We start from the raw sequence: 16,811 nt of genomic DNA, 5'->3' as shown, positions 1-16,811 counted from the left end.
CGCATATTCTCAGGCACCCACAGCCACAGACCTAAGGAGCAACGTCGCTGCAGAAACTTCAGCGAGGGGGGACGGCGAAGCCCCGTAAGACGTCTTCTTTGTTGAGGTTCTTGGATAACTCACTTACTTCGAGAGTGGTTTCGAGGTCACCGGTGTACCGGTCACACGAATGCAGCACCATGGCGTCATCTCCGATGGTGAAGCTGAGTGTGAACAGGTGTGAATCGGTGAACTGCGTGAGGAACGTGGTGGCTGCAAGGTCGTGGTCCCCCTCGAGCTTCACGACCGGTTCAGTCTCGCCCGTGGAGGTGTTAGTGGTCATGAGTTCGTTGGTTGCTACCGAGACCCATTGGTAGCCGTCGCGTCCTGCCGACATCGGAGCGGTGCCGTGGGCTTGAAACCCGTACTCTTCGTCCATCTCTACGGGAGCCCCGTCCCGGTGGCGGAGTTCAACCTCGTTGAACTCTCCAGTGCTCGTGTCCCATCTGCGCAGGACTGCTGTGCGCTCCCCAGTTCCTTCCTCGTGACGAGTGGCGAGATGGCGCAGCACTCCGTGCTCGCAGGGCACGTCGAAGTGCCACTGATCTGAATCGGGGACTTCCTGGATGGTGATGAGCTCTTCCTTGCCGTCCTTTGTGGCGGAGAGCTGGGTGAGCATCAACGCGTTGAAGCCGTACTCACCGTCGCTTTCGATGCCCCTCCCCGCGGCCTCCTCGATGTATGGACCGGTCGGTTCCGCGATCCCGTACATCACACCGTCGCACATGCCGGCGACGAGGTAGAGGCCCTCTACGTCGTGACGCTGCGAGGTCTCTCCGTCGAATTCCACGACCTGCTCGACGTATCCATCGTCGATGAATCCTTCATTGAACAGTCCCACCGCACCTTCCGCTGTGGGGAAGAGTGCGTGTTGGTAGTCGGTCTTCGGACTTGTCGAGGTGCTCAGCCCCTCGGGGCCGAGCAGATAGTCGTTGTTCAGATCCGAGAAGAACAGACCCTGCTCGGACCATGCGAGTGCGGCAATGTCCATGCCGCTGGTCTCTATGGTTGAGACGTCGCCGGTCTTGTTGATGAGAACCACGTATCCGGTGGAGGATGAGCCTAGGTCTTGCATCTGAGGACTGATATAGGCCGCGGCGAGATAGTCACCGACATCGACAGGTTCATGATCGTGAGCGTCTCTTCCGGCGCCAGAAGTGCATGACGTCATCGCGAGAAGGCCACAGGAAAGAAGACCTATCAAGGTGTAGAAGTTTATTCTCGCGCGCATCATGACATGCCCCTCAAGTTCGACTCGTTGCTTGTCGCTTCTTCAAGCCTGGTTCCAGCACTCCGTATATCGCCGGCAAGGGCGAGAAAGGGTCTGCCGCAGCGACAGGTGACCTCTTGACACCTATCGCTGCGGCAGACCCCGTTAACGATGGACAACTCAGTCAAAGCGCAACTCTCTTCAAGCCCCAACTGGCCGCTTCGCGCGCGCCTCAAGGGGCGCGATAGCAACGATCAACAACGCCACAGCAAGCAATGCGTGCAAGGCCGTGCCGAGAATCGGGAGCAACCCGGGCCCAATACTGCCATCGCTCATCAGCGCCACCAGTATTTCCCCTAGAACGCTCAACAACGTGGCCGCCAGAGCAACCACTTTCACTGTCGCCCGGACCCAGGTTGCTGGAATCGATCGCGTTGTCAACGCACATGTTGCAGCCAGTGCCACGACAGAGAGAGTCGCCTGCAACACAGGGGGAACGAGAATCGAAAGCTCGGAGAATATTCCAATCGCATTGAACGTAACAAAAATAAACGCTACTAAAACAAACGCATTTAAACTAGACGCTACAACTAACCCTCTCCTATTTGATCTTATAACCACTTCACTTTCCGTCCCATCGTCTTGTAGTGACACTAACCGCTGCGTAATATCCTGCTGTTGCAGTGAAGCACGATGCCTTACCTGTCAACTGGGACGTTTTATAGAATCCATGACGACAATTTTGCTGTAGCTGGACCAGGAATACTTTGTCTCCCGTGGCACGTTGACTCCTTTTACTATCCCTGCTTATTGACTTCTTAGCTATACCAGAAATCATCATGTCGTGACGAGCACAGGGCCCCCTGAAGTCGGCAGCACCCTGCCGGGTAGCCCACGCATTGACCGCTGGCGAAGTGCAGTAGTCGTGTCGCGCCTTCGGAGTACACCAACTGGGACAGTGCCTGTAGCCCTCAGGTATTTGCACCTTAAACGGACGACTACTCGCCACCGGAACGACCGTGAGTAGCCCGCTTCCGGGGGTATTTAATAGAGCGGCTGCGGAAACTTCTGACTTGGAATTATGAACACCGTAAGGATCATCCGATGGGTCATGCATCCCTGTTGCTACAGCGTCATTAAGTAAACGCTCTTCCCTTTCCAGCTCCTCTTGCGAAAGGCCATCACTGTCATCTTGAGCGACCATCCACGCCAACGCATCTTCTGCATCCTCTAGAACCTCCGGGGTAGAAACGTCTGTGAGATACGCGGTGAAGATAACGGGGAACTGTGCGTCTCCGGGAGGGGTGGTCGTAAGGTACAGAAAATCAGCATCGACGCCGACTTCTGCAGACAGCAAGGTTCCAGCAGCGTCGACTATCGTTGACGAGAATGCGATTTGGCCACTGGGGCAGCTCAATGATGCTCGGTCCGCGGACGCTGCACATCCTGATGGCAATGGGAAGGATGCTGTCACCTCGTTAGTTGAGATATCTCCGACTAGGTCGGCCTCTTCGAGTATTCGAGGTTCATACACCGTCAGTGTTGGTTCGTCCGGGGCGGCAGCCGATTCGTCGAGAGTCTGCCCGACATCCTGACTCTCTACCAACGTTTTGATCGTTTCGTTCTCCAGTAGCAGGTTCTCGTTCGAAGTGTCCGATTCCTGCTCAAAGTTCTCGAAATTACTGTTTGTGCCGTCTCGAGGTGGCTGCTCAACCGCGAACCCGACGCTCAGGGTTGCGATTGCACCCACTGCGATAAACTTTGAAATTATCAACAAATTTCCTTTTCTGGTACACAAGCTGGCAGTGGTGACTATCTGTGCTTTGACCTTATAGGTAGAATTTGTAAATTCTTATAGATACTAAAGCATCTAGTTTCGGTTCCATCTTGACCTTCTATGAGCGTGCCGAGTCTTGGGCACCGCTCTCAACGCACAGTGTCAGCTAGTGGCCAGCCGCGCTGCCAGGAAACCAACCTAGGCCGTGAAGTCCGGTCGATTCGTTATCAAGCTACTCTCGATCCTTGGTCAGGCATGATCCTCGAGTGCGGGCAGGAGGCGAATGCCGCTACTGCCCGAGTGATCCACCTGGCACGAAGAGCGCTGTCATGGTTGCCGCTTTTGCTGGCGGTTTCAGCTTCCCTCGTCGCCTGCCCCAGCGTCAGTCTCGAAAACCCCAAACCGGGGTAGAGGGGATACAGGAAAGCACGGTTTCATGGAAAAGGCACCTCGCTGGTCCTGCGCACCTCGTTCACAGGGAGTCGATGAGGCCACGCATGAGCTGGGACACCGTGGTGCGCTGCTCCTCCGCTGCTCGAGTGAGCTTGGCCCGGCGATGGGCATCCAGCCGCAGGGTGAAGGGCCGAGCGTCGGCTCCGACGCTGACCGGGCGACCTGGAGTAGATGGACCGATGTGACCGCCGGTGTAGCCCTGTTCGGACTCCGCCTCGGCCGCCCAGGCCTCGATGTCCTCATCAGTGAAGGTCTTCCCGTTGACCGCTGTGTACTTGTTCATCTGGATCACCTTCCTAGAGCAACTTCGTTGAGGACCTTCTGAGTGGCGAGCTTCGCGTGGAAGACCAGCCACCCATCTGGCTCATCTTCTACCGCGATGAACTCCAACAACCGGCCCTGGCCATCCACACCGACCCCGACCCATTGGATGGGGTCGGTGTCTCGTCCGCGGGATCGCAGCGCTGCCTCGAATGCGACCTCCACGTCGCTGTCTGTGATCTCAGGACGCTTCGCAGAGACCCTGGGATGAACCCGAACCCGCACGCATCACTCCTCTAAGCAGTTTCGTACTTCACAGTGTAGTACGTAATTACCGATGCCACGAGACCCAACCACTGTGCCGCGGTGAGAAACGCACCGCTTGAGTATTTCGCCCTTACCGTGCCTGACACGACTTGATTCCACGTCAGGTCGCTGTTGAGAGTTCTTTCTCTATGTTGAGAGAGCCGCATGTACACCTGTCTCGACTCGCGCCCGGAGTCGTAGTCCAACCTGGACCCCAGGCCACGGTGCTGTGCCTGGGCACGACGCGAGGCCCGGTACACCCTGAGGTAGAGACAACCTTCAACCCTGGCCGGCACTGCCTTCTCTCAGAGCTGCCGAGATCCGAGTGCAACGACGGTCACCGGTGCCACTGCTCCACCTTCTCGGCCTATCAGTCCGGGGCCGCAGCGGCGCCGTCGTCCGATGTCGCGTCTGACCCGCGCGCCCCTTCGTCCTCGTCGAGCTGTTCCAGCAGCTCAAGGCCACTGTGCGCCCAGTCCACCTCGGCCTGGGCCATTCCGATCAGTCCCTCATAGGCGAAGGCCTTGAACGCGACGATGCGCTCGTGCTGCTCCGCCGGATAGCGCTCGAGCCGGGCGGCGATCATCGGGTGCTCATGAGATCGGATCGCTTCGATCTGACTGCTCCACTGCGCGATCTGCTCGGTGTAGTGCGCCGCGTGCTGTTGAAGGTGCATGCGCACGCTCACGGGCTCTGCCCATTCGAAGTACGCCGCCTGCATATGGGCCACATCGCGCCGGGGAGCGTACTTCAGCGGAGTCGCCATCCAGCTGCGGAACGCGGACTCCCCGGCCTCGGTGATGTAGTAGCGCGTCTTGGTGCCCTTCGGGCCCCAGCGCTCTTCGCGACCCTCGACCAGCTTCTCGGCCTCCATCCGGCGCAGCTCGGGATAGATCTGCGAGTCCGGGGCGTGCCAGACGTGCCCGACCGAGCCCTCGAAGCGCTTCGCGGTCTCATACCCGGTCAGCGGAGCTGCGGTGAGGATCGCCAGGATGGCGTAGCGCAGACTCACGGTGTCGGGGCCTTTCGAGAAGGGGCGGGTGCTTGCCCTCCACTATATCCAGAGCTATTCTGTGACCCAGAGCACAAATAACTATGTAGATAGCTAGTGGCGTTGCTGAGTGGACCACGACCGGTTCCGCGGCGTCCTTGAGTCCCAGGAGGCGGACATGACCGATCTGAGCCCAAGCGGCGCCACCGCGAAGAACATGGCCTACCCGCTCAACGCCTGGTATGTGGCGGGATGGGATCACGAGGTCAATCGCAAGAAGATCCTCTCCCGAAAGATCGCCGACCGCCCGATGGCGCTCTACCGGACCGAAGAGGGCCGCCCGGTGGCGTTGACCGACGCCTGCTGGCACCGGCTCGCTCCGCTGTCCATGGGCTCCCTGGTGGGCCCGGACGGGGTCCAGTGCCCGTATCACGGTCTGCAGTACAACTCCGCGGGTCGCTGCACCTTCATGCCGGCGCAGAAGACGATCAATCCCTCGGCCATGGTGAACTCCTTCCCCGTGGCGGAGCGGCACCGCTTCATCTGGGTCTGGCCGGGAGATCCGATGCTCGCCGACGCGGCGCTGATCCCGGACATGCACCAGATGGGCTCCGACGAGTGGGCCGGCGATGGCAAGACCATCGAGGTGCGTGCGAACTACCAGCTGGTGCTCGACAACCTGATGGACCTCACCCACGAGGAGTTCCTGCACTCCTCCTCGATCGGGCAGAAGGAGCTCAGCGAGTCCGATATCGAGGTCACCCACGATGACCGCACGGTCACCGTCACCCGGTTCATGGAGAACATCGACGCCCCGCCGTTCTGGTTGAAGAACATGCGTGACAAGTTCCCGGACTTCGAAGGCAAGGTCGACCGCTGGCAGATCATCGAGTTCCAGATGCCCTCGACCATCTGCATCGATGTGGGAGTGGCCAAGGCGGGCACCGGTGGGCTCACCGGGGACCGCAGCCAGGGCGTCAACGGGTACGTGATGAACACGATCTCTCCGGTGGATCAGGCCAATGCCATGTATTACTGGGCGTTTATGCGCAACTACCGGCTGGAGAGCCAGCGGATCACCACGGAGCTGCGCGACGGCGTGCACGGGGTCTTCGCGGAGGACGAGGAGATGCTCACCGCCCAGCAGCAGGCGATCATGGACAACCCGGACCACGAGTTCTACAACCTCAACATCGACGCGGGCGGCATGTGGGTGCGCCGGCTGATCCAGCGCGCCGTGGAGGCCGAGCGCACGATGATGGCCTCCGACGCCGACCTCACCGACGCCAAGGGCTGATGCCAGGTGTCACAGGGAACCCAGCTGCACTGGCAGCGCGCCGTGGTGACCTCACACCGGGCCGCCGCCGCGGAGATCGCTGAGATCGTCCTGGCCGGGGAGCGCCCGCTGTTCACCGAGCCCGGTGCCCACATCGACGTGCGCACCGTCCCGGGTCGCCGCGACTCTGAATCAGTCCGCTCCTACTCGGTGGTCGAAGGCGCGGCCGACGGCAGCTGGGTGAAGATCGGAGTGCGCCGCTCCCCCACCTCGCGCGGCGGATCCCGGTTCATGCATGCACTGGAGGTCGGAGACTCCCTGGAGGTCACCTCGCCGGTGCAGAACTTCCCGCTGCGGGTGGGCGCGCCGCGTTACGTGCTGCTCGCCGGAGGGGTGGGCATCACGGCGATCCACTCGATGGCCCGGGTGCTCAAGCGGCTCGGCGCGGACTACCAGCTGATCTTCGTCGGACGATCCCGCCCGGCCATGGCCTTCCTGGACGAGCTGCGCGAGGAGCACGGCCCCCGGCTGCGACTCTCGGTGGATGACGAGGGCGACGTCCTCGACGTGCAGAAGCTGCTCGGGCCGGTGGACGCTTCCACGGAGTTCTACATGTGCGGGCCCATCCGGCTGATGGACGCGGTGCGTCGGGCCTGGATCGAACGTGAGCTGCCGCTGCCGAACCTGCGCTACGAGACCTTCGGCAACAGCGGCTGGTTCGATCCCGAGGAGTTCGAGCTGCACATCCGCGGCTCTGAGCGCCATACCGTGGTCTCCCCGGACGAGTCGATTCTGGAGGCGCTGGAACGGGTCGGAGTGGAGGCGATGTACGACTGCCGCAAGGGTGAATGCGGACTCTGCGTGGTCAAGGCCGAGCAGCTGAACGGGGTGATCGACCACCGAGATGTCTTCTTCAACGAGGCTGAGAAGAGTGCCGATACCAAGCTCTGCGTCTGCGTCTCCCGGGTGGCCTCCTGCGGCGGTTCAGCGCCGGCAGACCGTGCTCAGGCGGGCGCCGCACCTCCGCCATCGCACTCTCGGCCCTCGCTGACCCTCGACTTCCCCTGACCCCCTGCCCACACCCACGCGTTGAGGGGCGGATTCTCCGAGCAGTTGAGGCCTCTCGGCCCATGAAATGCTCGGAGAATCCGCCCCTCAACGCAAGGGGGAGGTGAGCTTACTTCCAGCCCAGGGGCTTGGCCACGTGCTCGACCAGTGATTCGAGGATGTGGGCGTTGTAGTCGACTCCCAGCTGATTCGGCACCGTCACCAGCACCGTGTCTGCGGCCTGCACGGCTTCGTCCTTGGCGAGCTCCTCGACCAGCACGTCCGGCTCGGCGGTGAAGCTGCGGCCGAAGATCGCCCGGGTCTTCTCGTCGATCATGCCGATCTGATCCTTGGAGTCGCGCTGGCCCAGGAAGTAGGCGCGGTCCTGATCCGAGACGATGGGCAGGATCGAACGCGAGACCGAGACCCGGGGTTCGAAGCCGTGGTCGTGCTTGGCCCATTCCTCGCGGAAGGCCTGGATCTGCTTGGCCTGCTGGATGTGGAACGGCTCGCCGGTCTCATCATCCTTCAGGGTGGAGCTCATCAGGTTCATCCCGCGCGAGGCCGCCCAGCGGGCGGTGGCGTCGGATCCGGCACCCCACCAGATCCGCTGACGCAGACCCTCGGAGTGCGGCTCCAGGCGCAGCAGCCCCGGTGGGTTGGGGAACATCGGGCGCGGGCTGGGCTCGGCGAAGCCCTGCCCGGAGAGCACCTGCAGGGCCACCTCGGTGTGCCGGCGTCCCATGTCGGCGTCGGACTCGCCCTCGGCTGGCGCGTAGCCGAAGTGCCGCCAGCCCTCCACGGCCTGCTCTGGTGAGCCGCGGGAGATGCCGAGCTGGAGCCTGCCCTCGGCGATGAGATCGGCGGCGCCGGCGTCCTCGGCGAAGTAGAGCGGGTTCTCATAGCGCATGTCGATCACGCCGGTGCCGATCTCGATCTGCGAGGTCTTGGCGCCGACCGCGGCGAGCAGCGGGAACGGCGAGGCCAGCTGTCGGGAGAAGTGGTGCACCCGGTAGTAGGCGCCGTCGACGCCCAGCTCTTCGGCCGCCACGGCGAGGTCGATGGACTGCAGCAGCACCTCAGAGGCAGAGCGGGTCTGCGAATGCGGTGAGGGCGTCCAATGTCCGAAGGAGAGGAATCCAAGGTTTTTCACATTTGAAAGAACGCCCCTGGCGGTGCGGGTATTCCTCGACCATCCAGGGGTGCTCCGTGCGCCGCTACTGCGTGAGTTGCCGCTCAGCGGTGAGCACCACGTTGGCCAGCAGCTCGGCGCGGGTCATCGGTCCGACGCCGCCGGGGTTGGGTGAATACCAGGAGGCCACCGACTCGATGCCCGGGGCGAGGTCGCCGTAGATCTTGGCCTTGCCGGTCTCCGGGTTCACCTCGCGGGTGACGCCCACGTCCAGCGCGATCACGCCGGGCTTCAGGTCAGCCGGGTCGATCATGTGCTTGACCCCTGCGGCGGCGACCACGACATCGGCGCTGCCCAGGTGCGCGGGGAGACCCTTGGTGCCGGTGTGACAGAGGGTCACGGTGGCGTTGACGTCGCGCCGGGTCAGCAGCAGCCCGATCGGCCGGCCGATCGTGACCCCGCGTCCCACGACGACGACGTGCTTGCCGCGCAGGTCCAGGCCGTAGTGCTCCAGAAGGTCCACGCAGCCCTTGGGCGTGCACGGCAGCGGGGTGGTGATCTCCTCGTTGACGTTGGCCACCAGCCGGCCCAGGTTCATCGGATGCAGCCCGTCGGCGTCCTTCTCGGGAGAGATCGCCTCGAGCACCTGCTGGGTGTTCAGCTGCTTGGGCAGCGGCAGCTGCACGATGTAGCCGGTGCAGGCCGGGTCGTTGTTGAGCTTCTCCAGCTCTGCGAGCAGCTCATCCTGGGTGGTGTCGGCGCCGAGCTCCACCTGGATGGAGTTGATCCCCACCTCGGCGCAGTCGCGATGCTTGCCCGCCACGTAGGACTGGCTGCCCGGATCGGCGCCGACCAGCACCGTGCCCAGGCCAGGGGTGACCCCGCGGGCCTTCAGCTTCGCGACGCGCTCGGCGAGGTCGGCCTTCAGCGCCTTGGCGGTGGCTCTGCCGTCGAGGATCTGCGCCTGCGAAGGAGCCTGAGCCTGCTGGGCGTCTTGCTGAGAGGTCTCGGTCATCGTCCGATTCACCAGTCCTCGAGGCCTTCATACAGCGGAAAGTCCTTGGTCAGCGCGGCGACCCGGGACTTGAGTCCGTGCAGGTCTGAGTCGGGCTTCAGCGCTTCGGCGATGATGTCGGCAACCTCGCTGAACTCCTTGGCGGCGAATCCGCGGGTGGCCAGGGCGGGGGTGCCGATGCGCAGTCCGGAGGTGGTCATCGGCGGACGCGGGTCGTTGGGCACGGCGTTGCGGTTGACCGTGATCCCGACCTCGTGGAGCCGGTCCTCGGCCTGCTTGCCGTCGAGCTCGGAGCCGCGCAGGTCCACCAGGACCATGTGCACATCGGTGCCGCCGGTGAGCACCGAGACGCCGTGTTCGGTCACATCTGGCGCGATCAGCCGCTTGGCCAGGATCTGGGCGCCCTCGATGGTGCGCTTCTGGCGTTCGGCGAACTCCTCGGAGCCGGCGATCTTGAACGCGATGGCCTTGGCCGCGATGGCGTGCATCAGCGGGCCGCCCTGCTGGCCGGGGAAGACCGCAGAGTTGATCTTCTTCTTGTGCTCTTCCTTGGTCAGGATGATGCCCGAGCGCGGTCCGGCGAGGGTCTTGTGCACCGTGGTGGTCACGACGTCGGCGTAGGGCACCGGGTTCGGGTGCAGTCCGGCGGCCACCAGACCGGCGAAGTGCGCCATGTCCACCCAGAGGATCGCGCCGACCTCGTCGGCGATCTCGCGGAACCGGGCGAAGTCGAGCTGGCGAGGGTAGGCGGACCAGCCGGCGACGATCATGTCGGGCTGCTCGGCGATGGCCTGCTCGCGGACCTTGTCCATGTCGATGATGCCGGTCTCGAGGTCGACCTCATAGGCGGCGATCTCATAGAACTTGCCGGAGAAGTTCAGCTTCATGCCATGGGTGAGGTGCCCGCCGTGGGCCAGCGAGAGCCCCATCAGCTTGTCCCCGGGCTTCAGGAAGGCGGTCATCACCGCGACGTTGGCCTGGGCACCGGCATGGGGCTGGACATTGGCGTGATCGGCGCCGAAGAGCGCCTTGGCGCGCTCGATGGCGAGGTTCTCCGCGACGTCGACGAATTCACAGCCGCCGTAGTAGCGCCGCCCCGGGTATCCCTCGGCATACTTGTTGGTCAGCACCGATCCCTGGGCCTCGAGGACGGCGCGCGGGACGAAGTTCTCGCTGGCGATCATCTCGAGGGTGTCGCGCTGACGTCCGAGCTCATCCGAGATCGCCTGAGCGATCTCTGGATCGACCTCGGCCAGTGGGGCGTTGTTGATATCCGATGTGCTCATGCTCTGAAGCTCTCCTTGCGGATGAATACGGGGCAGCGTGAGCCAGTCTATCGCTCAGCTCTGGCTTCCCGCGCCGCATGGCCGAGGCTTCGCGCACCACGGGGCGGGCCTGGGCCGGTCACGCCGGGCTGTGACACGCGCCAATTTTTATTGTGAATGACTCATATGTACGGCACACTGGAGGCATGACCTCCCCCGACTGGCCTGCCCGGCTGCGCGAACGTGGACTCCGCGTGACGCGCCAGCGCCTGGCGGTGCTGGAGGCGGTCTCCGTCGCGCCACACAGGCCAGCCGAGGCGGTGCACGCCGCGGTCCGCGCGCAGCTGCCGGAGATCACGGTGCAGTCGGTCTATACGGTGCTGCATGATCTCACCGCACGCGAGCTGCTGCGCAGGTTCGACCCTCCAGGTTCGCCCGCCTGCTATGAGACCCGCACCCATGACAATCATCATCACGCGATCTGCACCCGCTGCGGTCGGATCGAAGATGTGGAATGCGTCCACGGAGAGGCGCCCTGCCTGCAGGCGCCGCCCAGTCTGCAGATGCAGATCCAGATCGCCGACGTCGTCTTCCGCGGCATCTGCCGCACCTGCGCGGACACCGAGCAAGGCACCCAAGCGCTGGTCGGCTCCGGCTCCACCGACGCCTGACCGCCCTCCGCGGGCAGCCTGGTGAGGCCCTGCCGGCGGCGGAAGTCTGCAGACGCAAAGATCCCCCACGGGGAGCCGGAGCTCCCCGCAGGGGATCTTCAAGAGGAAGACAAGAATTACACGTCTTCGTCGTCCTCCATGGTCTCTTCGTCCATGGGCTCTTCTTCCATGGTCTCGTCGTCCATGGTGTCTTCCTCCATGGGCTCTTCCTCGGTCGCCGGATCCTCGACTGCCGGATCCTCGGTCTCGGTCCCGCCATCGTCGCAGGCGGTGGCGCCGAAGAGTGCCAGTGAGCCGATGCCGACGACGCCGGCCAGAGTGCGAAGCTTGCTTGTTTCGGTGGTAGCCATAATTCGTTTACCTCCGTCATTTGCATCGTGAGATGCTGCGCGGTCTTTCCGCGGTCTGTCATCATTGAGCGACCGTGTGAGATCACCTTGACGACCTGCATCCATTCTGCACGGAGGAAGAGCACGAACGAAAGCCAATCCGGCCGTTCTCAGCCGATTCAGGGCGAGCTCCAACCAGATATCGAGCCGGTGTTGCAGTGACACCTGTTTTCTGGATGCCAGCTGGGAGAAACCCGGGCTTCCTGGTCCTGAATCGGCATCGACGCAGGCATCAGACCAGCTCGTTGAGGATCCCCTGGAGCTGCTCGTCCTCGATGATCGTCTCGTCCTCGGGCTCCTCAGGGGTGTCTGACTCGTCCCATCCCGAGACCGTGACCTCGAGGTCTGCGTCCTCTCCGGGCAGGCGCAGTCCCATCAGCTGCGGGGAGCCCTCATCGGCGAGCACCGCCAGCTCGACCTCCTCGTTGGAGTAGACCCAGACGTTCTGTCCGTCTCGGGTATCCAGGGCGGAATCCAGCTCAAGCTCGGCCAACGAGTCCACGTCCAGGGTCTCTGTGACCTCCGCGCGCAGCATCTCCAGCACGGCCGCAGGGGTCCGCGGCACCGAAGGCTCAGCGTCGCTGACATCGACCCACTCGCCCTCGGAGCTCAGCGCTGCGCTCAGCTCCTCGGCGTCGACCTCTGGCTCCACCTCGGGTGGGACCTGCGCCTGGTAGTCGAAGGCGAAGGCCTCAACCGACTGGTAGGTGTCATCGCCGAAGGTCAGCACCTGGAAATCGGGGCTGTAGTCCAGCTCGGTGGCAGAGTCCCCCTCGAGTTCGCCGGTGACCGTGAGCTCGAAGCTCTCGCCCTCGCCTTCGAAGAACTCGGGTGCGTATCCGAAGAGCGCCTGGCCGCGCTCGAGCCCGGCCATCATGGTGATGTTGACGCTCTCCTGGTCCAGGGACGACTCCCAGACGTCTTCTTCGATCTCTGCGAGGTCCGCGGCCTGCTGGTCGTCCTCGCTCTCGGCGATCTCATCCGATGTCACGCCCTGGTCCTCGGCGCCCGAGGGGTCGATCTCCTCCTGCGGGTTCTCATCCACCCGCGGGTCCTCGTCCCCGTCACCACAGCTCGCCAGGGTCAGTGCCGCAATGCTCAGCACCGCCGTCGTGCGCCATGCCCGGGTGACCGCCTTCGGAGATCTCTTCGTCGCGTTGTTCATGGTGTTTCCCTTCAGATGTGTTCCAGAGACCCTGAACTCAGCTCCAGGCGTCCCGTCTCCCCACAACCCCCCGTTGTGCTGGTCTTGGTGCTGCTCAGGTCTCGCCCTCGGACTCCCCGTCCCCGTCATCCGGCGCCTGGTCCTCGTCTCCGGTGGCCCAGCGTGCTCGGCCGCGATGGCCTCGAAGATCTCGTCCAGGGTCATCACGTTCTCCGGAGCCTCGGGGCGCTGGGTCTGGTTCCAGTCGCTGAACTCGTAGCGGGAGTCCGCATCGCGCATCTCGAGCAGGTAGGGCGCCCCGGCCGCGGCGACCACGAGCTCGGTGGATCCGTCCTCGGTGGTGTAGACGTAGACCTCCGCGCCGTCGCGGGTCTCCGCCGCACCCTCCAGGGCGGCGATCTCCTCGCCGTCGAGCTCGCGCTGCCAGGTGCCGATGAAGTCCTGGGCGGAGAAGACCGCGCCGGCGCCGTCGGTGCTGAACTGGACCCATTGATCCACGACCACCGAGGTGACGAAGTCCTCCTCGATGAGGTCGGTGATCTCCTGATCCATCTCACTCATCAGCAGTGCGGCGAAGTCCTCGCCGCGGAAGTACTCCACGCCGTCGATCGCGCGCTGGGTGAAGCTGACGTCCCCGGCGGTGAAGGTCATCTCGGAGGCGGAGCCGTCCACGGCGCCGGTGATCAGCAGGTCCCCGGTGTCCTCCTCGTCGATGTCTTCGAACATCTGATCGACGTCGGCCTCGGCGGCTTCGATCTCACCTTCGATGCTCACCGTCTCTGCGGTCAGCATCGCCTCCCACATCCGGTCCTGGATCTGCCCGAAGCTCGGGACCTGCGGCTCCGCGTCCTGGGCGTCGCCCTGGAAGGGGTTTGCGCCACAGCCGGTGAGCAGGACGACGGCGGCAAGACCGCTGCCGGTCAGCGCCGGACGCTTCATAGAGCCTCCTCGAAGGACGTGCGGGGTGTGGGGCAGGAGCGCCGTGGGGACCACGGCGCCGGTGGGACTCCTCAGCGTAGCGCCTCGCGCACCGCCGGGCGCCTCGTGCTCAGAGCAGGCGAGGGTCACCGGGGCGCTTGACTCGCAGCCATCGGTAGCCGTATCCCTCCAGCATCACTTCTGTGCGATGCTCCGCGTCGATGGCGCAGACTCCGTCCTGGAGCAGGTCGATCAGCTCCGTCTCGCGATCCTCGTCCTCCAGCGTAAGCGGCACCACCAGGGACTTCGGCGAGAGGTTGTGCACCAGGATCATGGACTGTCCGTCACTGGACATTCGATGGGCCAGCACCTCGTGATGCGGCTGGTCCAGGATCTCCAGCGTCCCCCAGCCCAGCTCAGGACAGTCGCGATAACGCCGGGCGAGGCGGCTGACGTGGTGCAGCAGCGAATCATCGTCCCGGCGCGCCTGCGCCGCGTTGACGTGCTCCGGGCCGAACGGCCCCTCTACGACCTTGCGGGCGAGCTTCGAGGGGCGGGCGGAGGAGAATCCGCCGTTCTTGTCCTGGCTCCACTGCATGGGCGTGCGGACGGCCTCGCGGCCCGGCACCTCGAGGTTCTCCCCCATGCCGATCTCCTCGCCGTAGAAGAGCACCGGGGTGCCGGGCAGCGAGAACAGCAGCGAGTAGGCCATCTTGATCCGTCGCGGGTCACCGTCGAACATCGAGGGCAGCCGGCGGCGCAGCCCACGTCCGGCGAAGCGCATGTCCTCATCCGGGGCGAAGGTGTCGAGCACCTCCTCGCGCTCCTGGGCGGAGAGCAGATCCAGGGTGAGCTCGTCGTGGTTGCGCAGGAAGTTCGCGTACTGGGTCTCGGTGGAGAGGTTCTTCGGGCGCTCGGCGAGGGCTTCGGCGAGTGGCCGGGCGTCCTCACGGGCGAAGGAGAGGAAGGTCTTCTGGTTCACCGTGAAGTCGAACTGCATGGTGAGCTGATCGCCGTCCGCGCCGCCGAAGAACGCCAGCTGCTCCTGATGCGGCAGGTTCACCTCTCCCAGCACCATGGCCGAGCTGGTGCCGCTGGAGCGGCGCTGCAGGAAGGCCCGCAGGGTGCGCAGGTAGTCGTGAGGCTCCATGAAGTCGTCCTGCGCGGTGCCGCTGAGCGTGGTCTGGTTGATCGCGAAGGGAACCGCGTCCACCCGGAATCCGTCCACGCCGAGCTGGAGCCAGAAGCCCATGGTCTTCGCGATCGCATCGCGGACCTGAGGGTTGCCGGTGTTCAGGTCCGGCTGGGTGTGCAGGAAGTGATGCAGGTACCACTCCTCGGTCTTCTCCTCATAGGTCCAGATCCCGTTCTCCGCGCCGGGGAACATCGCCTCCTCGGAGGTGTCCGGCGGGGTGTCGCTGCGCCAGACATAGAAGTCCCGGTAGGGGCTGTCCTTGGACGCGCGAGCCTTGCGGAACCAGGGATGCTGATCCGAGGTGTGGTTGATCACCAGGTCCACGATGACCCGGATCCCGCGGTCGTGGGCCACCCGGACCAGCTCGACGAAGTCCCCGTGATCTCCGTAACGCGGATCGACGCCGAACATGTCAGAGATGTCGTAGCCGTTGTCCCGGCGGGGCGAGGGGTAGAAGGGCATCAGCCACAGGCAGCTGACGCCGATGTCGGCCAGGTAGTCGATGCGCTGGGTCAGGCCAGGCAGGTCACCGATCCCGTCGCCGTTGGAGTCCAGGTAGGTCTCCAGATCCACGCAATAGATGACGGCGTTCTTGTACCAGAGGTCTGCGGTGTCGGCGATGCGCATCAGGCGCCTTTCAGGTCGGGAAGGATCGCCTCACCGGCGAGGTCGAGCCAGGGCCGCTGTTCCTGACCCACGTGGTGCAGGTAGATCTGATCGAATCCGGGCTCGGCGGCGGCGCCCAGCCATTCGGTGAGCTGGCCGGGCTCCGCGGAGATCCAGACGGCCTTGGCCACGGTCTGAAGGCTGACCTCTGCGGCGGCGGAGTCGAAGTGCTCCGGGGTGGGAAGATCCTGGTCCAGCGGTGCGCCGAAGACATTGGTCCGCCATTGGTCGTGAGCGATGGCCTCCGCCTCCTCCCGGGTCTGGGCCCAGCTGAGGTGGACCTGGAGCAGCGCGGGTCCTTCGCCACCCGCCTCGCGATAGGCGGTGAGCACCTCGTTCTGCGCATCCTCAGGCTGGTTCAGGGTGATCATCCCCTGCGCCCAGGTGGCCGCGAGACGCGCAGCCTCGGGCGTGATGCAGGTCGCGTAGAGCGGTATCGGCTGCTCGGGACGGTCATAGAGGTAGGCGTCGTCCACGCTGACGAATCCGCGGTGGCTGACGATGCGTTCCCCACGGTGCAGCCGGGAGATGATGTCGGCGCATTCGAGAAGCCGGCGTCGTCGGGTCTCCTTGTCCATCCAGAGCTCCCCGGTGACATGTTCGTTCATCGCCTGACCCGCACCCAGAGCGGCCCAGTACCGGCCGGGGAACATCTCCCCGAGCGTGGCGGTGGCCTGGGCGACGATGGCGGGGTGGTAGCGCTGGCCGGGAGCGATCACCGAGCCGACGGGGAAGGTCGTGGTGGCGAGAGCGGCGCCGAGCCAGGAGAGGGTGAACCCTGAATGGCCCTGCCGGTGCGACCAGGGCATGAAGTGGTCCGAGCTCATCGCCGCCTGGAAGCCGACCGTCTCGGCGTGCTGGACATCGCGCAGCAGCTGGGAGGGGGCGATCTGTTCCTGTGATGCATGGAACCCATAGATGGTCATGTGTGACTGCCTCTCGTCTCGTGTCCTTGAACAAAGGCTACTGAGAGTGCCCTGGTGCTCACCTGGACACGGGCGGCGTGTCACCTCGGGGCGGTGCTGACCTTCGGCG

General features: G+C 64.1%; 15 protein-coding genes. 3 read left to right on the top strand and 12 right to left on the bottom strand.

What is annotated here, in order from left to right; translation table 11 throughout:
• Positions 1-58: 58 nt before the first annotated feature.
• The 5 genes from BG28_RS11160 to BG28_RS11140 form a co-directional block, all read right to left on the bottom strand.
• A complete protein-coding gene (locus tag BG28_RS11160) occupies positions 59-1,273 on the bottom strand; it encodes a hypothetical protein (protein WP_036476747.1) in 1,215 nt (404 codons plus the stop codon).
• 598 nt (positions 1,274-1,871) lie between these two features.
• Positions 1,872-3,023: a hypothetical protein gene (locus tag BG28_RS15490; protein ID WP_152539281.1), complete on the bottom strand. Its 1,152-nt coding sequence runs from the start codon at positions 3,021-3,023 to the stop codon at positions 1,872-1,874.
• A gap of 475 nt (positions 3,024-3,498) precedes the next feature.
• On the bottom strand, positions 3,499-3,762 hold the full coding sequence (locus BG28_RS11150; RefSeq protein ID WP_036476904.1) for a hypothetical protein: 264 nt from the start codon (positions 3,760-3,762) through the stop codon (positions 3,499-3,501).
• A gap of 5 nt (positions 3,763-3,767) precedes the next feature.
• Complete coding sequence (locus BG28_RS11145; RefSeq protein ID WP_036476744.1) at positions 3,768-4,025, bottom strand: hypothetical protein; 258 nt, start codon at positions 4,023-4,025, stop codon at positions 3,768-3,770.
• A 391-nt stretch (positions 4,026-4,416) separates the two neighbouring features.
• On the bottom strand, positions 4,417-5,058 hold the full coding sequence (locus tag BG28_RS11140; RefSeq protein WP_051501345.1) for a PadR family transcriptional regulator: 642 nt from the start codon (positions 5,056-5,058) through the stop codon (positions 4,417-4,419).
• Between the two features lie 157 nt (positions 5,059-5,215).
• Between BG28_RS11140 and BG28_RS11135 the strand changes: the two genes are divergently transcribed.
• Positions 5,216-6,334 (top strand): aromatic ring-hydroxylating dioxygenase subunit alpha, encoded by a 1,119-nt coding sequence (locus BG28_RS11135; RefSeq protein WP_036476741.1) that lies wholly within the window; start codon positions 5,216-5,218, stop codon positions 6,332-6,334.
• A 6-nt stretch (positions 6,335-6,340) separates the two neighbouring features.
• A complete protein-coding gene (locus tag BG28_RS11130; protein ID WP_084479666.1) occupies positions 6,341-7,381 on the top strand; it encodes a PDR/VanB family oxidoreductase in 1,041 nt (346 codons plus the stop codon).
• 109 nt (positions 7,382-7,490) lie between these two features.
• Here the strand turns inward: BG28_RS11130 and BG28_RS11125 are convergent, their stop codons facing one another.
• From BG28_RS11125 to glyA, 3 genes are all read right to left on the bottom strand, one after another.
• Entirely contained in the window at positions 7,491-8,513 is a 1,023-nt protein-coding gene (locus tag BG28_RS11125; RefSeq protein ID WP_036476738.1) for an LLM class flavin-dependent oxidoreductase, read from the bottom strand.
• 64 nt (positions 8,514-8,577) lie between these two features.
• The gene (locus tag BG28_RS11120; protein WP_051501344.1) at positions 8,578-9,507 is read right to left on the bottom strand and encodes a bifunctional methylenetetrahydrofolate dehydrogenase/methenyltetrahydrofolate cyclohydrolase; all 930 of its coding nucleotides are present in this window, start codon (positions 9,505-9,507) and stop codon (positions 8,578-8,580) included.
• Positions 9,508-9,515: 8 nt separating this feature from the next.
• A complete protein-coding gene (gene glyA / locus BG28_RS11115; RefSeq protein WP_036476735.1) occupies positions 9,516-10,793 on the bottom strand; it encodes a serine hydroxymethyltransferase in 1,278 nt (425 codons plus the stop codon).
• Positions 10,794-10,978: 185 nt separating this feature from the next.
• Here glyA and BG28_RS11110 point away from each other — a divergent pair, with 185 nt between their 5' ends.
• Positions 10,979-11,443: a Fur family transcriptional regulator gene (locus BG28_RS11110; RefSeq protein WP_036476733.1), complete on the top strand. Its 465-nt coding sequence runs from the start codon at positions 10,979-10,981 to the stop codon at positions 11,441-11,443.
• A gap of 116 nt (positions 11,444-11,559) precedes the next feature.
• Here the strand turns inward: BG28_RS11110 and BG28_RS11105 are convergent, their stop codons facing one another.
• The 4 genes from BG28_RS11105 to BG28_RS11090 form a co-directional block, all read right to left on the bottom strand.
• On the bottom strand, positions 11,560-11,793 hold the full coding sequence (locus BG28_RS11105) for a hypothetical protein (protein ID WP_036476731.1): 234 nt from the start codon (positions 11,791-11,793) through the stop codon (positions 11,560-11,562).
• Positions 11,794-12,064: 271 nt separating this feature from the next.
• A complete protein-coding gene (locus tag BG28_RS11100) occupies positions 12,065-13,936 on the bottom strand; it encodes a hypothetical protein (protein WP_036476729.1) in 1,872 nt (623 codons plus the stop codon).
• A gap of 109 nt (positions 13,937-14,045) precedes the next feature.
• Positions 14,046-15,737: an alpha-amylase family protein gene (locus BG28_RS11095; protein WP_036476728.1), complete on the bottom strand. Its 1,692-nt coding sequence runs from the start codon at positions 15,735-15,737 to the stop codon at positions 14,046-14,048.
• A complete protein-coding gene (locus tag BG28_RS11090; RefSeq protein WP_036476727.1) occupies positions 15,737-16,702 on the bottom strand; it encodes a TIGR03885 family FMN-dependent LLM class oxidoreductase in 966 nt (321 codons plus the stop codon). Before BG28_RS11090 ends, BG28_RS11095 begins: the two co-directional genes overlap by 1 nt.
• Positions 16,703-16,811: the final 109 nt, after the last annotated feature.

Source organism: Nesterenkonia sp. AN1, assembly GCF_000582475.1.
Taxonomy (GTDB): domain Bacteria; phylum Actinomycetota; class Actinomycetes; order Actinomycetales; family Micrococcaceae; genus Nesterenkonia; species Nesterenkonia aurantiaca.
Note: the sequence above shows the minus strand (reverse complement) of the source record. Positions and strands in the feature narration are given on the sequence as shown.

Bases quoted from the DNA above. Each gene is read 5' to 3' on its own strand.
- BG28_RS11135 (WP_036476741.1), top strand. From the start codon at position 5,216: ATGACCGATCTGAGCCCAAGCGGCGCCACCGCGAAGAACATGGCCTAC.
- BG28_RS11160 (WP_036476747.1), bottom strand. From the start codon at position 1,273: ATGATGCGCGCGAGAATAAACTTCTACACCTTGATAGGTCTTCTTTCC.
- BG28_RS11105 (WP_036476731.1), bottom strand. From the start codon at position 11,793: ATGGCTACCACCGAAACAAGCAAGCTTCGCACTCTGGCCGGCGTCGTC.
- glyA (WP_036476735.1), bottom strand. From the start codon at position 10,793: ATGAGCACATCGGATATCAACAACGCCCCACTGGCCGAGGTCGATCCA.
- BG28_RS11090 (WP_036476727.1), bottom strand. From the start codon at position 16,702: ATGACCATCTATGGGTTCCATGCATCACAGGAACAGATCGCCCCCTCC.
- BG28_RS11110 (WP_036476733.1), top strand. From the start codon at position 10,979: ATGACCTCCCCCGACTGGCCTGCCCGGCTGCGCGAACGTGGACTCCGC.
- BG28_RS11100 (WP_036476729.1), bottom strand. From the start codon at position 13,936: ATGAAGCGTCCGGCGCTGACCGGCAGCGGTCTTGCCGCCGTCGTCCTG.
- BG28_RS11095 (WP_036476728.1), bottom strand. From the start codon at position 15,737: ATGCGCATCGCCGACACCGCAGACCTCTGGTACAAGAACGCCGTCATC.
- BG28_RS11150 (WP_036476904.1), bottom strand. From the start codon at position 3,762: ATGAACAAGTACACAGCGGTCAACGGGAAGACCTTCACTGATGAGGAC.
- BG28_RS11120 (WP_051501344.1), bottom strand. From the start codon at position 9,507: ATGACCGAGACCTCTCAGCAAGACGCCCAGCAGGCTCAGGCTCCTTCG.